This is a genomic window from Mesorhizobium sp. RSR565B, from assembly GCF_054719465.1.
Genome location: NZ_JBTTIE010000001.1, coordinates 3,705,162 through 3,718,794, shown reverse-complemented (window position 1 = coordinate 3,718,794; position 13,633 = coordinate 3,705,162). Strand labels below are relative to the sequence as shown.

Below are 13,633 nucleotides of genomic sequence, written 5' to 3'. Positions count from 1 at the left end.
GGATGCCATGCGTCGACGCGACATGTTCCGGGCCAGCCTTGCCGGCGCCGCCGGCCTGTTCGGGCTGAGCCGGGCCGCCGCCGCTGAAGACAGACCGAAGGTCGCCTATCACCTCAGCGACCTCGATAAGGTCAACTTCGTGCTCGGCAACATCAAGAACCACTATGAAGGCACCGGCGGCAATGTCGACATCGTGTTGGTCGTGCATGGTCCGGCCCTCGCCGGCTTCAAGTCGAAAGGCATATCGGCGGCGATCTCGGGACGCTTTGCCGGCCTTGTCCAGCAGGGCCTTGAGCCGCATGCCTGCGGCAACACCATGCAAGGCATGGAGATCACGCTTGCCGACCTGCTCGAGGGCTTCCACGCCGCCGACAAGGGCGGCGTCGTCAAGCTCGCCGAACTGCAGCGCCAGGGCTACGCCTATCTCCGGCCCTGAGCCGCCACGGGCTTGAACGTGAAGGCCATGAGAGCCTACGAAGGGTGGCCAAACAGCCCGAAGGAAAGTGCTCATGACCGCGACCACCCTCGTCATCCCCGATCTTGCCGGCAAGGCGGTGCTGGTCACCGGCGCTTCGACCGGCATCGGTGCCGCCCTTGCACTGGCCTACGCCGCCCAGAAATGCCGGGTCGCCCTGCACTAGAATTCGAGCCGGGAGGCCGCAGAAACGCTGGCCAAAAACATCCGCGACAGCGGCGGTGAGGTGTTCCTGACACAGGGCGACTTCTCACAGGCAGCCGATGTCGAGCGGGTAGTCGAGGAGAGCGCCGAAACATTCGGGCGGCTCGACGGGCTGATCAACAATGCCGGCGGCATGCTCGGCCGCGTACCTTATGCGGAGCAGACCGAGGCGCACTACGACGCGGTGATGGACCTCAACGCCCGCTCGGTGCTGACGGCCTCGCGCAAGGCGATGCCATGGCTGAAGAAGCAGGGCGGCTTCATCGTCAACACCTCGTCGATCGCGGCGCGCAATGGCGCTGGCGGCGGCGCCGGGCTGTACGGTTCGGCCAAGGCCTTTGTCTCCAATGTGACGCGCGGCATGGCCAAGGAACTGATCGGCTTCGGCATCCGCGTCAACGCGGTGGCGCCGGGCACCATCGCGACACCCTTCCATGAGCGCTATTCCACCGACGAGCAGATGAAGGGCATGGTCGCCACCATTCCTCAAGGGCGTGCCGGCACGGCCGAAGACTGCGTCGGCGCCTATCTCTTCCTGTCCTCCGATCTCCTGAGTGGTTACATCACCGGCCAGGTGATCGAGGTGAACGGTGGCCAGTTGATGCCGTGAGCCGGCAATTGCATACTGCGTCTCGCAACCATGCATGTCGTGCGCACGTTTGCTGAGGTTGGAAGAAAGGGGAGAGGCAATGTACGGATTGATCGGAAAGATGCGGGCGGCGCGCGGCCAGCGCGACGCGATCATGGATGTGCTGCTCGCCTCGACCGGCGCCATGCCGGGTTGCCTGAGTTATGTCATCGCCCGCGACCCGGCCGATGCCGACGCGATCTGGGTGACCGAAGTGTGGACCGACGCCGCAAGCCACAAGGCTTCGCTGCAGCTGCCGGAGGTCCAGGCAGCGATCGCCAAGGCCCGGCCGATCATCGCCGGCTTCGAATTCCAGGTCGAGACCCATCCGGCCGGCGGTTTCGGCCTGCCCGCCATCAAGAACGAGTGACATCCCAACGCGGGGTCGGGGTCGTGAATTTCGTCCGAGACAGCGTTCGCATTTTTCTCTTCCAGGTCTAAGACCCAAACATGGACTCTTCGCCAGACCAACCGGCCGTCGAACGCATGGCGCGCATGCGTCCGGTTCGGCAGTGGCTGGTGCTGCTGATCGTCTCGCTGCTGTTCGCCGGCGCGCTGGAATACGCCGCACTGCCGGCGGCGCTGCTGATCGGCCCGATGCTGGCGGCGATCCTTGCCGGCACCAATGGCGCCACGGTGCGCGTGCCGCGGCCGCTGTTCGCCGCCGCCCAGGCCTTGGTCGGCTGTCTGGTCGCGGCGTCGATCTCCACCGACATTTTTTCGGTGTTCTACAAGGAATGGCCGCTGGTCCTTGTCGTGGTGCTGGCGACCCTTGCGGCGTCCAGCCTGCTTGGCTGGTTGATCAGCCGCTGGCGCATCCTGCCCGGCACCACCGCGGTCTGGGGCTCGTCGCCGGGTGCTGCCACTGCCATGGTGCTGATGGCCGGTGCCTTCGGCGCCGATCAGCGCCTCGTCGCCTTCATGCAGTATCTGCGCGTCATCTTCGTCTCGATGACGGCAGCACTCGTCGCCAAGATGTGGGTCGACACTTCCGGCATCGAGGTACCAGCCATCGTCTGGTTCCCGCCGATCGAACCGGCAGCCTTTGCCGCCACGCTCGGCGTGGCGCTGGTCGGCGGCCTGCTCGGCCGGTTGTGCCGGCTGCCGTCACCCTTCTTCCTCGGCACCTTCATCATCGGCACCATCGTCCATCTCGGCTTCGGCGTGGCGATGCAATTGCCGCCATGGCTGCTGGCGCTCTCCTATGCGATGGTCGGCTGGTCGATAGGGCTGAATTTTACCCGGGCGATCCTGCGTCATGCGACACGGGCGCTGCCGCAGATCGTCGGCTCTATCGTCGTGCTGATCGCCTTTTGCGGCGGGCTAGCCTGGCTGATCAGCCACGTCCTTGGTATCGATCCGCTGACCGCCTATCTCGCGACCAGCCCCGGCGGCATGGACAGCGTCGCCATCATTGCCGCCGCCGCGCAGAACGTCGACATATCCTTCGTCATGGCCTTGCAGTCGGCCCGCTTCCTGGTCGTGCTCATCGCCGGGCCGAGCATAGCGCGGCTGATGGCGAGAGCCGTCAGGGACTGAGATTCAAATATCCAGGGAAGAGGAAAAGTGCCCATGAAACGTCGTGTGAATGCCGTCGATCTCTCAGGCCGGGTCGCCGTGGTGACCGGCGGCGCGCAAGGCATCGGCCTTGCTGTCGCCCGGCGACTGCTGTCATCGGGCGCCAGCGTCGCCATCTGGGATGTGGACGAGACCGCCATGGCGAAGGCCGTTTCCGAACTCGCCCCGCTCGGCCGGGTCGAGGGTTTGCTGTGCGATCAATCGCTGATGGAGGCCGTCGACAGCGCCGCGACCGAAACCGAGCGCTCGCTTGGTCCGGTCGATCTGCTGGTAAACAATGCCGGCATCGCCGGACCGGCAGCGACGGTGGCGGATTATGATCCTGCCGCCTGGCGCCAGATAATCGACATCGACCTCAACGGCGTCTTCTACTGCTGCAAGCGCCTGGTGCCCGGCATGATCGCGCGCAGCTACGGCCGCATCGTCAACATCGCCTCGGTCGCAGGCAAGGAAGGCAATCCGAATGCCGCCGCCTATTCCGCCGCCAAGGCCGGCGTGCTCGCGCTGACAAAATCGCTCGGTAAGGAACTGGCCGGCCACGACATCGCCGTCAACGCGCTGACCCCATCGCCCGCCCGCACCCGCATCCTCGAACAGCTCACTGAGGCCCAGGTCGCCTACATGCTGGGCAAGGTGCCGCGAGGCCGGTTCGTCGAAGTCGAAGAGGCGGCTGCGATGATCGCCTTCATGCTATCGGACGAAAATTCCTTCACCACCGGCGCGACCTTCGACCTGTCCGGCGGCCGCGCCACCTACTGAGAAGCAGAGCTATTCCTCGCTGTCTTCGTTATCGCCGTCGGCCGCGAAGGACTAATTCAAGAGCCGCTCAGCGTCGCGGCAAGCCGGTCGGGAAGGAAATCGACGAAGGCGCGAACCTTCGGCGACAAATGACGATTGGACGGCCACAACAACCGGAACTGGCCGCGGCCGTCGACATGGTCGTCCAGCACCGTGCGTAGCTGGCCGTCACGCAGCGCCTCGCGGACCAGGAAATCGGGCATCGAGCTGATGCCGAGCCCGGCCATCGTGGCGCCCTTCAGCGCCTCCGTGTTGTTGCAGGTCAGCATCGAGCGGACCTGCGGCTCGGCGCTGCCGCCGATGAACGGCCAGCCTTGCAGCTTGCCGCTGTTGGGAAAGCGGAAGCGGATGCCGTAATGGTTCACGAGATCGTCCGGGCGGCTCGGGTTGCCGTGCTGCTCGATATAGGAGGGTGCCGCACACAACAGCAGCCGGAAGGGTGCAAGCGGCCGCGCCACCAGGCGCGAATCCGGCAGGTCGCCGCTGCGGATCGCGATGTCGACGCCTTCGTCGATGAGGTCGACGATGCGGTCGTTAAAGTCGATGTCGAGTTCGATTTCGGGATAGCGCGCCATGAACTCCGACAGCACCGGGAACAGCAAATGATAGGTCACGATCGGCGTCGAAACGCGCAGCCGCCCATGCGGTGTTTCGCGGCTCCGCGACAGCATCGCCTCGGCATCGTCGATGTCGTCGAGGATGCGCCGCACCCGCTCGTTGAACAGCTTGCCCTCTTCGGTCAGGCCGATGCGGCGCGTGCTGCGCTGAAGCAACCTTACGCCGAGATCCTGCTCGAGCCTGGCGACGCTCTTGCCGACGGCCGATGCCGAGATTCCGAGCGTGCGGCCCGCAGCGATGAAGCTGCCGAACTCAGCCGTGCGGGCAAAGGCCAGGAGCCCATTGAGGCGTTCCATCGCATCTCTCCATTCGAGCGTTTCAGTCCGGTATATCTGGAGATTTAACACTATTTTTCTCGAAGTGTCGCGAGCCTATCTTCCCGTTACGACCGGCGCACCAAGCTTGCGGCAGGCCGGCGGATCCTGGTTCAGATAGGAAAATTATGACCCCGAAAACCACAAACGGCGCGGTCGCGCCATGGCTTGTCCTGTTGTCGGTATGCCTTGCCGCCATGACAATGCCCTTGACCTTCACCGGCCCGGCCGTCGCGCTTTCCCGCATTGCGGCCGACCTCGGCGGCAGCCCGATCGCGCTCAACTGGGTGACCAACGCCTTCATGCTGACCTTCGCCGCCACCTTGATGGCATCAGGCGCGCTGGCCGACAATCATGGCCGCAAGCGGCTCTTCCTTGTTGGCCTCGCCACCTATGTGCTGGCATCGCTGGGATCGATGTTTGCTCCTGATATCGTCTGGTTCGATGTGCTCAGGGCTGCGCAAGGGCTCGGCAGTGCCGCCGCCTTTGCCGGCGGCGCCTCCGCTCTTGCCCAGGAATTCGATGGGCCATTGCGGCTGCGCGCCTTCTCCTTCCTCGGCACCAGTTTCGGCATCGGCCTCGCTTTTGGGCCGATCGCGTCGGGCCTGCTCATAGATGCTTTCGGCTGGCGATCGATCTTCGTCTTGGTGGCAGTGCTCGCGATTGCAGCCGCTTTGCTCGGCCTGCGCACCATCAGGGAATCGCGCGATCCGGATGCGACCGGCCTCGACTGGGCGGGAGCCGGCACCTTTACGATCGCGCTGGCATCGCTGACCTACGGCGTGCTGCAAGCGCCGCAGAGCGGCTGGACCGATCCCCTGGTGATCGCGCTTCTCGTGGCGGCCGCCCTTTGCTTTGCCGCTTTCGTCGTCGTCGAGCGGCGCGTGCGCCGGCCGATGCTCGATCTCTCGCTGTTCCGCTTTCCCCGCTTCGTCGGCGTCCAGTTCCTGGCGGCCGCTCCCGCCTATGGCTTCGTCGTCCTGCTGGTGCTGTTGCCGATCCGCTTCATCGGCATCGAGGGGATGAGCGAGATCAAGGCGGGGCAGTTGATGATCTGCCTGTCGGGACCGCTGTTGATCCTGCCACTGCTCGCCGGCCAGGTAGCGCGCTGGATCGCTCCGGCAACGATCTGCGGTGTCGGCCTGCTTGTGGCCGCCGGCGGCCTTGTCTGGCTGAGCCTGATACCGCCTGTCGTCGCAGCGCTGGTGGCGCCGCTGATCCTCATCGGCGTCGGCATCGCCTTGCCCTGGGGGCTGATGGACGGACTTGCCGTCGGCGTCGTGCCGAAAGAGCGTGCCGGCATGGCGGTCGGCATCTTCAACACCACCCGCGTCGCTTGCGAAGGCGTGGCGCTGGCGATCGTCATGGCAGTCCTGTCGGGTTTCACGGCAGCCCAACTGGCGGCTCAGGGAACGGCGTCTTCCCTGGATGCAACCGCCGCCGCGCAGCTGCTGGTGACCGGCAACATCGGCGAAGCGGCAGCCCGCTTGCCGGGTGCCGGAGCCACGGTCCTGGTCCAGGCCTATGAGATCGCGTTCGACAGGCTGCTGATCGTGCTGGCGGCAATCACCATCGTCACCGCCCTTGTCGTCTTTCTCGGCTTGCGCCGTGGATGGGCGGTGGAACACGAGACCATTGCTCTGCCGGTTTGCCAGGAAGGGTAGCTGAGCCGCGTCAGGAGATGACGAGGCTCGCTATGCGGTGGCCGTCGAGCACGAAGGTCATGTCACCCTCGCCGTTGAAGCCATTGCCTTTCACGGCAATGCGGACGCGGTAGCTGCCCTCGACCTCGGCGATGCGGACAATGCGAAGATTGGACTTCACGCCGATATTATCCGACTGGTTCCAGCGCGCGATCTGCTGGCGGCCTTGGAAGGACCGCCCCCAGTCGGTCAGGGACGCGTCGGCTGTGAACGTGTGGAGAACGGCTTCGCTATCACCCGCATTGGTGGCCTCGATAAAGCGGCGGATAGGTTCGGGTGTGGTCATCAATCGAGCCGGTGCATCAGATCATCATCCAGCCAGCGGCCGAAGAAATAGACCAGCTGCTTGTGCCACCATGGCCAGTCATGACTGACATCGCCGCCCCAATAGTCGACCCAGGCGGGAATGGATTTGTCGCGCAGGATCTGTTCCAGCCTGCGGGTCTCGACCAGCATCCGCTCTTCCCAGGCGCCCTGCCCGCAGCAGAAGATCATCCTCAGCGCCTTCAGCCGGGCAAGCAGTTTTGGGTCTACGATGCCGGGCAGATAGTCGAGCGGTGAATTGTAGAAGATATCACCTTCCAGCGCCTTGCCGAAGAAGTCGCCCGCCGAATAGACGCCCGACAGCGCGATGACGCCGCTGGCGAGTTCGGGAAAGCGAAAGACGAAGTTCGTGGAATGATAACCGCCCATCGAACAGCCGGTGAACAGCGGCTTTAATTTGCGCCCGCCATTGGCTTGCTCGGCGGTCGCCAGAAACTCCGGCAGCGCCTCCTCGCGCACATATCGGAAGTAAGCCTCGTGGCGACCGATGCGGTGGGCGGCGCCGGCATGCTTGTTGAAGAACGATTCCGAATCCACGCCGTCGACCGCGAACAGCTGGATGCGGCCGGTGTCGATGAATTCGGCCAGCGCTCCTACCCCGCCGGAATCCTCGAACTGATAGAACCGCCCCTGCGACGTCGGGAACACCACCACCGGCCGGCCGGCATGGCCGTAGCGCTTGTATTCCATGTCGCGGCCGAGATTGCCGGAGAAACCCTTGTGATAAGAGATGTCCATCGCGTCTAAGCCTTTTCCGCGTGGATGTAGGCGACAGCCGCGCGCAGTGCTGCTTCGTCCTTCGAGCGCATCTGGTAGGCGTAATTTCCCATGGCGCGGCTGAAAACCTTTTCTATCGGCTGATGATGGACGATCTTGTCGCGATGCGCGGCTAGCACGTCCTCATGGCTGTGCAAATAGTGGAGGTGCTGCTTGCGGCTGGCATAAGCGGTGAAATACTTGCCCTCATAAGGACCACCGGTGGCATCCTTCACCACCATGTCCGCCCAGGCCGCGTAGACGTCGATGTCGAACGTGTAGTTGATCGCATCGGTCATCCAGGCGCCGGGCGGCCGCATGTTGACCTCAAGCGCGATGACGCGGTCGTCCTTGGTTTCGAACAGCTCGATGTGGAAGAAGCGCTCGCGCACGTCGAACGCCTTGAGGATTTTGCGGCCGGCCTCTTCGATCGCCGGTCGGACCTTGGGAAAGCAGGTGTAGCTCATGTGGCGATCCTTGTTGACCACTTCCATGATGCTCTGGTCGTAGCGGTGGCTGGCCGCCAGCACCACCTCGCCGTCACGGTTGACCAGCCCATCGAAGGTCACCACCAGCCCCTCGATGAACTGCTCCATGACGAAGGTCACGTCCTCGGGCTTGTCTCTGAAAAACTGGTCAAGCTCCCTGGCGTTGGAAATCTTGAAGGTGTTCGAGGCGCCGGACCCGGAATCGGGCTTCACCACCACGGGATAGCCGACGCGGCGGATAAAGGTCATGGCGCCGGCCCGGTCGGAGCATTTGCGCTGGGCGATGGTGTCGACGCCGCTCTTGCGGAAGAATGCACGCATGCGGCTCTTGCGCTTCAAATTCTTCACGAAATCGAGCTTGGTGCCGTAGATGTTGAAGTCGGTGCGGATATTGGCCTCCAGCTCCAGCCAATGCTCGTTGAGGGACTCGAAGCGCTCGATCCGGCCCCATTTGTGGATGAAATGACCCATCGCCCGGAACACCGGATCGTAGTCCTCCATGTCGGCGATGCGGTAATATTCCGACAGGGCCGCCTTCAGCTTGCCGTCCAGCGCCTCATAAGGCGCATCGCCAATGCCCAGCACCGTAGCGCCGGCCTTTTTCAGCCGGTCGCAGAAATCGGCGCCGTTGGCGGGAAAATGCGGCGAGAAGAAAACAAAATTCACGGATGACCCCTCCGACGGCGAAGCATTGCGGCCCCGGCTACACGCAAGTCTGGCGCATTTGCCGCGCATGGGGAAGAGTGCTCGCGAGTGGTGGAATGGCAGCCCACTTGCCTGTCCATGGCGGCTCCTGTATGAACCCCGCCATGAACACGCGCGTCTCCTCCGTCGCTTCCCGTCCGACCGGCTTTGCCGGCGAGACCGTGCGCGCGCTGGCATCGACCCTGCTTCTTCTCGGCCTTATCGGCGATCGCCGGGTTCGCTGAAGGAGCGCCCGGCGGTCGAACCGCCGCTTACGCGCACGCTCCTTGGCCAGTTCAGAAATTGGCAATTCACATCAAGCGAACGAAAATCTGATAAGGCGCTGCTCGCCCTGGAATCCGTCCGAAGACCGATCCGCGAGCCGCCGGGAGAACAAGACGATGAACGCACGAGAAGACATCCGCGCCGGCGAAGCCGAAAGCGTAAAACGCGCGGCCGGCCACATGCCGGGCGCGGCCCGAAAATACCAGCCCTACCCGACGGTCGGTCTCACCGACCGCACCTGGCCCAACAAGGTCATCGACAAGGCACCGGTCTGGTGCTCGGTCGATTTGCGCGACGGCAACCAGGCGCTGATCGATCCGATGGGTCATGAGCGCAAGGCGCGCATGTTCGCCCTGCTGCTCGACATGGGTTTCAAGGAGATTGAGATAGGTTTCCCCTCGGCCTCGCAGACCGATTTCGATTTCGCCCGCTGGTGCATCGAGGAAGGCAATGTGCCGGCTGATGTTTCGCTACAGGTGCTGGTGCAGTGCCGTCCCGAACTCATCACCCGCACCTTCGAATCTCTGAAGGGCGCCACCAACCCGATCGTGCATTTCTACAATTCGACCAGCGAGTTGCAGCGTCGCGTCGTCTTCGAGAAGGATGTCGGCGGTATCAAGCGCATCGCCACCGACGCGGCCAAGATGATCACCGACATGGCGGCCAAGGCCGGCGGCGGTTATCGCTTCGAATATTCGCCGGAGAGCTTTACCGGCACCGAACTCGACGTGGCGCTGGAGATCTGCAACGCCGTCACCGAGATCGTCAGGCCGACGCCCGACAACAAGCTGATCATCAACCTGCCCTCGACGGTCGAGATGTCGACGCCCAACATCTACGCCGACCGTATCGAGTGGATGTGCCGTAACCTCGACAACCGTGAAAACTTGTTGATCTCGCTGCATCCCCACAATGACCGCGGCACCGGCATCGCCACCACCGAGCTCGGCCTGATGGCGGGTGCGGACCGCGTCGAAGGCACGCTGTTCGGCAATGGCGAGCGCACCGGCAATGTCGACATCGTGACGCTGGCGCTCAACATGTACACGCAAGGCGTCGATCCCCATCTGGATTGCTCGGACATCAACCGGATGAAGGACGTCTACGAATATTCCAACCAGCTGAAGATCTCCGAGCGCCATCCCTATGTCGGCGAACTCGTCTACACCGCCTTTTCCGGCTCGCACCAGGACGCCATCAACAAGGGCATGAAGGCCTTGAAGAAGGCCAACACGCCGGTCTGGGAAGTGCCCTATCTGCCGATCGATCCGGCCGATGTCGGACGCAGCTATGAGGCGATCATCCGCATCAACTCGCAGTCGGGCAAAGGCGGCATCGCCTATGTAATGCAGGCCGATTACGGCCTCAATCTGCCGCGCAACCTGCAGATCGAGTTCAGCCAGGAGATCCAGGCGATCACCGACGCCGAAGGCAAGGAAGTGCCGGCAAAACGCATCCATGACCGCTTTATCGAAACCTATGTCGACCAGCCCGGCGCACGACTGAAGTTCCTCGACCATCACACCTATCCCGACACCGAGAAAAAGGGCCGGCGCGTGGTCGAGGCGGTGATCCTCGACAACGGCAAGGAGACGACCATCACCGGCTCCGGCACCGGCCCGATCGACGGCTTCGTCGATGCGCTGTCGCGTCATGTTGGCGTCGACATGTCGGTGCTTGATTATTCCGAACATTCGCTCCAGCGCGGCTCGAACGCCTCGGCGATTTCCTATGTCGAGATGGAATATCCCGGCGGCAAGCTGTTCGGCGCCGGCATCAACACCAACATCGTCGCCGCCTCGCTGGAAGCCGTTGTTTCGGCCGCCAACCGGATAATCGGCCGCAAGGCCGGCTGATATTTTCCCGGGCGCCGAATGTCCGCGGCGCCCGGAAATCCCCCATTTGCCGAGGGAAATTCCGGTTTTTTGTGTCAACCACCGGCAACTATCCGGTGTGTTACGCGATCGCATAACATAAGCATGCTTGTATGGAAGTGCAGGCTCTATATGATTGCGCCTCAACCTGTGCCGAGTTCGAGAGGATCGACACTTGCAGCATGCCACGCCTGCCGCCCCCGCAGTGCGCGAGACACTGGAGCGACTGCTCGCCAGCGAAACGTTCGGCCGTTCCGAGCGCGCGCGCAAGTTGCTGCGTTATCTTGTTGAGCGCGAGCAGGCCGGCGAAGCCGACAGGCTCAAGGGTTTCTCCATCGCCATGGACGTCTTCGGCAAGGACGGCGATTTCGATTCGTCGACCGACGCCGTTGTCCGGGTGCAGGCAGGCCGGCTGCGCGAACTTCTCCAGCATTATTTCGCCAATGAAGGCATAGCCGAACCGGTTCGCATTGCCATTCCGCGCGGCGGCTACGTGCCGTCCTATGAGCTCAACGCCATACGCCTGCCGGTTGGGCAGGAGCCGCTTGCGGCGGCGGTAGCCGCCTTGCCCGGATCGCCCGACCAGGCGGCTCTTGACGCCGTTCCCGCTGCCGCGACAGCTTCGGGGGTTACAGAACCTGGGCCTTCGCTGGCGCGCCATCTCCAGTTCTTCTGGGTCGCCATGACGCTGGTCATTCTCATGCTGGGCGTGCTCATCCTGCGCCAGGGCAGCGGCGCATTGCTTGCCAGCAGCGATCCTACCGCGGTGGTCGAGACCGCGGGCGTAACGAGCAGCATCGCATCGCCGTCGATGGAGGCCCTGCCCCTCGTCTTCATCGCGGTGAAGGCCACCGGACCCGAGGCCGGCCGCGTCGCCGCTTCGCTGCGCGCCGGCCTTGCCGGTTTCGACACGATCGACTTCATCGGCCGCGACGCCGACAGCAAGCGCGATCCGAGCACCGACCCGACCAGCTTCGTTTTCGATGTCCTGCCGGGACCAATGGCAGGTGACGTGACGCTCGAACTGCAGAGCGTGGCGACCGGCCGCGTGCTTTTGTCCCGCAGTCTGACGGTCGCCGACAGCGCACCTGGCACCGTCGAGGATCGTATCGCCGCCATCCTCAGCTCGACCATTCCCGCCTCCGGCCCGCTCTACAGCTACATCGAACAGAACGGCATTCAGACCGGGCTGACGAGCTGCCTGATCCTCAACGACAGATACTATCTCGACCAGAGCACCAGGACGCACGAGGCTGCCTATCGCTGCCTGGACAAGCTCGCCGGCCAGGGTGCGAAATCGTCCTTGGTCTATTCGGAACTGGCCTCCCTGACCCTTGAGGCCGCCACCGATCATTACGCCTATCCGCCTGGCGCGACGGTCGATCAGGCAATGTCTTTCGCCCATCGCGCCATCCAGATGGGACCGACCAGCCCTTATGCGCACCGCGCCTATGGCTACCTCAACTCGCGCCTCGGCAACACCGAGGAATCGATCCGCTGGATGCGCAAGGCCTATGAGCTCAACCCCTACGACCTCGGCATGGCTGCCGCTTACGGCTATGGCCTGATCTTTGCCGGCAAATATGCCGAGGGAACACCGATCCTGACCCATGCCGTCGAGACGTTCAGCGGCCATCCGACATGGTGGGATTTTGGGCTTTTCGCTGGACAGTTCATGCTGGGCGACATGAACAAGGCCGCGATAGCCAGCGAGTCGCTGCGCACGACGGCGATGAAATCGCATTATCTGGCGGCGCGGCTGATCGGCGCCAAGGCTTCCGGCCGCGAACAGCTGGCAGCCAAGCTTCTGGATGAGATGACCACCAAATTCCCGAAATTCGCCGCCGATCCGCGCGCGGCCTTCGCCGAGCGCAAATATCCCGCCGATCTGACGGACCGGCTGGTTGAGGCGCTGCGCGCCGCGGGCCTCGGCAACGCCAGCTAGTCTTTCCGGATCGCGAAAACTTTACTGGCCATCGGTCTGGACTGGGAGCAATCCAGCCTCGATTCGAATTTCCTCTCCAGTCTTGCAATAATCGCACATTTTCATGGTCTCATCCCTCTATGTTGCCGAGCGTGGCGCCGGGCCGAAGACGGTCGTCCTGCTGCATGGCTTCGGTGGTTGCCATGATATCTGGCGCGAGGTGACCGCGTCGCTAGGGCCCGATGTCAGGACCTTGGCCTACGATCTTCCGGGACACGGACTGTCTCTCGAATTTCCTGGCAGCGGCCCGGCCAAAACAGCGGCGCGAGCGGTTCTCGCCGATATCGCCGCACGCGGCATAGCAAGGGTGCATGTCGCCGGTCATTCGCTGGGCGGCGCGGTCGCCTCCCTGATGGCGCTTGCCGAGCCTGAAAGGATAGGCTCGCTGATGCTTCTGGCGCCGGGCGGTGTTGGCCCCGAGATCAACGGACCGCTGTTGCGCCGCTACGCCGCGGCCGCCGACAGACGGGAAATCCGCGCCTGCCTTGCCGCCATGTCGGGACCGCGAAGCCCGCCGCCCGAACGCATCGTTGGCGTCCTGGCGGACCTACGCCGTCACCCCGGCCAGTTGCGCAAGCTGATTGAGATATCGGCCGTCATGACCAGGAACGAGCGGCAGGGGGTCATACCCCGCGAACAGCTGGACACCCTCGACATGCCGGTGATGGTGGTTTGGGGAACGGACGATCCGGTGCTGCCCTTTACCCAGGCTGATTGTCTGCCGGCGCATTTTCATATTCATCACGTGCTCGATGCCGGCCATATGCTGGTCGAGGAAGTGCCTGATGTGGTCGCCCAGGCCGTGCGCCGAAACATGGCACGCCGCGGCAGGCGCCTGCGTCCGACATTCGAGGCCGCGGCGAGCTAACTTACTTGCGCCCCGCATCTCGCCAGTGCATTTTGCCGCCGCCTGTGTTAAC

General features: G+C 63.6%; 12 protein-coding genes and 1 pseudogene. 9 read left to right on the top strand and 4 right to left on the bottom strand.

All coding sequences use genetic code 11. The features are described from left to right. Positions 1-7 precede the first annotated feature (7 nt). The 5 genes and pseudogenes from ACYG9R_RS18060 to ACYG9R_RS18040 all read left to right on the top strand — a co-directional run bounded on the left by ACYG9R_RS18060 (position 8) and on the right by ACYG9R_RS18040 (position 3,644). Positions 8-436: a DsrE family protein gene (locus ACYG9R_RS18060; RefSeq protein WP_023686179.1), complete on the top strand. Its 429-nt coding sequence runs from the start codon at positions 8-10 to the stop codon at positions 434-436. Between the two features lie 73 nt (positions 437-509). Continuing rightward, a pseudogene (locus tag ACYG9R_RS18055) lies at positions 510-1,289 on the top strand (SDR family NAD(P)-dependent oxidoreductase). A 79-nt stretch (positions 1,290-1,368) separates the two neighbouring features. Next, positions 1,369-1,677 carry a putative quinol monooxygenase gene (locus ACYG9R_RS18050; RefSeq protein ID WP_023691624.1) on the top strand — a complete coding sequence of 103 codons (309 nt, stop codon included), beginning with the start codon at positions 1,369-1,371 and terminating at the stop codon, positions 1,675-1,677. An 80-nt stretch (positions 1,678-1,757) separates the two neighbouring features. Further along, positions 1,758-2,846: an AbrB family transcriptional regulator gene (locus ACYG9R_RS18045; protein ID WP_023823380.1), complete on the top strand. Its 1,089-nt coding sequence runs from the start codon at positions 1,758-1,760 to the stop codon at positions 2,844-2,846. 45 nt (positions 2,847-2,891) lie between these two features. After that, positions 2,892-3,644, top strand: a complete 753-nt coding sequence (locus tag ACYG9R_RS18040) for an SDR family NAD(P)-dependent oxidoreductase (RefSeq protein WP_023669968.1) — start codon at positions 2,892-2,894, stop codon at positions 3,642-3,644. A 56-nt stretch (positions 3,645-3,700) separates the two neighbouring features. Here the strand turns inward: ACYG9R_RS18040 and ACYG9R_RS18035 are convergent, their stop codons facing one another. After that, positions 3,701-4,597 carry a LysR family transcriptional regulator gene (locus ACYG9R_RS18035; protein ID WP_023695836.1) on the bottom strand — a complete coding sequence of 299 codons (897 nt, stop codon included), beginning with the start codon at positions 4,595-4,597 and terminating at the stop codon, positions 3,701-3,703. A gap of 146 nt (positions 4,598-4,743) precedes the next feature. On the opposite strand from ACYG9R_RS18035, the gene ACYG9R_RS18030 reads away from it, so the two are divergent. Beyond that, entirely contained in the window at positions 4,744-6,279 is a 1,536-nt protein-coding gene (locus tag ACYG9R_RS18030; protein ID WP_023695837.1) for an MFS transporter, read from the top strand. Positions 6,280-6,289: 10 nt separating this feature from the next. On the opposite strand, the gene ACYG9R_RS18025 is transcribed toward ACYG9R_RS18030, so the two are convergent. The 3 genes from ACYG9R_RS18025 to ACYG9R_RS18015 are packed head-to-tail and all read right to left on the bottom strand — an operon-like array spanning position 6,290 to position 8,552. Next, positions 6,290-6,604, bottom strand: a complete 315-nt coding sequence (locus ACYG9R_RS18025; RefSeq protein WP_031192978.1) for a nuclear transport factor 2 family protein — start codon at positions 6,602-6,604, stop codon at positions 6,290-6,292. Continuing rightward, positions 6,604-7,380: an esterase family protein gene (locus ACYG9R_RS18020; RefSeq protein ID WP_023695838.1), complete on the bottom strand. Its 777-nt coding sequence runs from the start codon at positions 7,378-7,380 to the stop codon at positions 6,604-6,606. The genes ACYG9R_RS18025 and ACYG9R_RS18020 overlap by 1 nt, the downstream gene beginning before the upstream one ends. A 5-nt stretch (positions 7,381-7,385) precedes the next feature. Then, positions 7,386-8,552 (bottom strand): ATP-grasp domain-containing protein, encoded by a 1,167-nt coding sequence (locus ACYG9R_RS18015; protein WP_023695839.1) that lies wholly within the window; start codon positions 8,550-8,552, stop codon positions 7,386-7,388. A gap of 482 nt (positions 8,553-9,034) precedes the next feature. On the opposite strand from ACYG9R_RS18015, the gene leuA reads away from it, so the two are divergent. The 3 genes from leuA (at position 9,035) to ACYG9R_RS18000 (ending at position 13,581) form a co-directional block, all read left to right on the top strand. Continuing rightward, complete coding sequence (leuA, locus tag ACYG9R_RS18010) at positions 9,035-10,711, top strand: 2-isopropylmalate synthase (protein WP_023823379.1); 1,677 nt, start codon at positions 9,035-9,037, stop codon at positions 10,709-10,711. A gap of 193 nt (positions 10,712-10,904) precedes the next feature. After that, entirely contained in the window at positions 10,905-12,674 is a 1,770-nt protein-coding gene (locus ACYG9R_RS18005; protein ID WP_023823378.1) for a tetratricopeptide repeat protein, read from the top strand. A gap of 103 nt (positions 12,675-12,777) precedes the next feature. Beyond that, positions 12,778-13,581 (top strand): alpha/beta fold hydrolase, encoded by an 804-nt coding sequence (locus ACYG9R_RS18000; protein WP_023823377.1) that lies wholly within the window; start codon positions 12,778-12,780, stop codon positions 13,579-13,581. The last annotated feature ends 52 nt before the right edge of the window (positions 13,582-13,633 follow it).

Excerpts from the sequence above, each read along its gene's own strand:
- ACYG9R_RS18060 (WP_023686179.1), top strand. The coding sequence starts at position 8 with ATGCGTCGACGCGACATGTTCCGGGCCAGCCTTGCCGGCGCCGCCGGC.
- ACYG9R_RS18050 (WP_023691624.1), top strand. The coding sequence starts at position 1,369 with ATGTACGGATTGATCGGAAAGATGCGGGCGGCGCGCGGCCAGCGCGAC.
- ACYG9R_RS18045 (WP_023823380.1), top strand. The coding sequence starts at position 1,758 with ATGGACTCTTCGCCAGACCAACCGGCCGTCGAACGCATGGCGCGCATG.
- ACYG9R_RS18035 (WP_023695836.1), bottom strand. The coding sequence starts at position 4,597 with ATGGAACGCCTCAATGGGCTCCTGGCCTTTGCCCGCACGGCTGAGTTC.
- ACYG9R_RS18030 (WP_023695837.1), top strand. The coding sequence starts at position 4,744 with ATGACCCCGAAAACCACAAACGGCGCGGTCGCGCCATGGCTTGTCCTG.
- ACYG9R_RS18025 (WP_031192978.1), bottom strand. The coding sequence starts at position 6,604 with ATGACCACACCCGAACCTATCCGCCGCTTTATCGAGGCCACCAATGCG.
- ACYG9R_RS18020 (WP_023695838.1), bottom strand. The coding sequence starts at position 7,380 with ATGGACATCTCTTATCACAAGGGTTTCTCCGGCAATCTCGGCCGCGAC.
- leuA (WP_023823379.1), top strand. The coding sequence starts at position 9,035 with ATGCCGGGCGCGGCCCGAAAATACCAGCCCTACCCGACGGTCGGTCTC.
- ACYG9R_RS18000 (WP_023823377.1), top strand. The coding sequence starts at position 12,778 with ATGGTCTCATCCCTCTATGTTGCCGAGCGTGGCGCCGGGCCGAAGACG.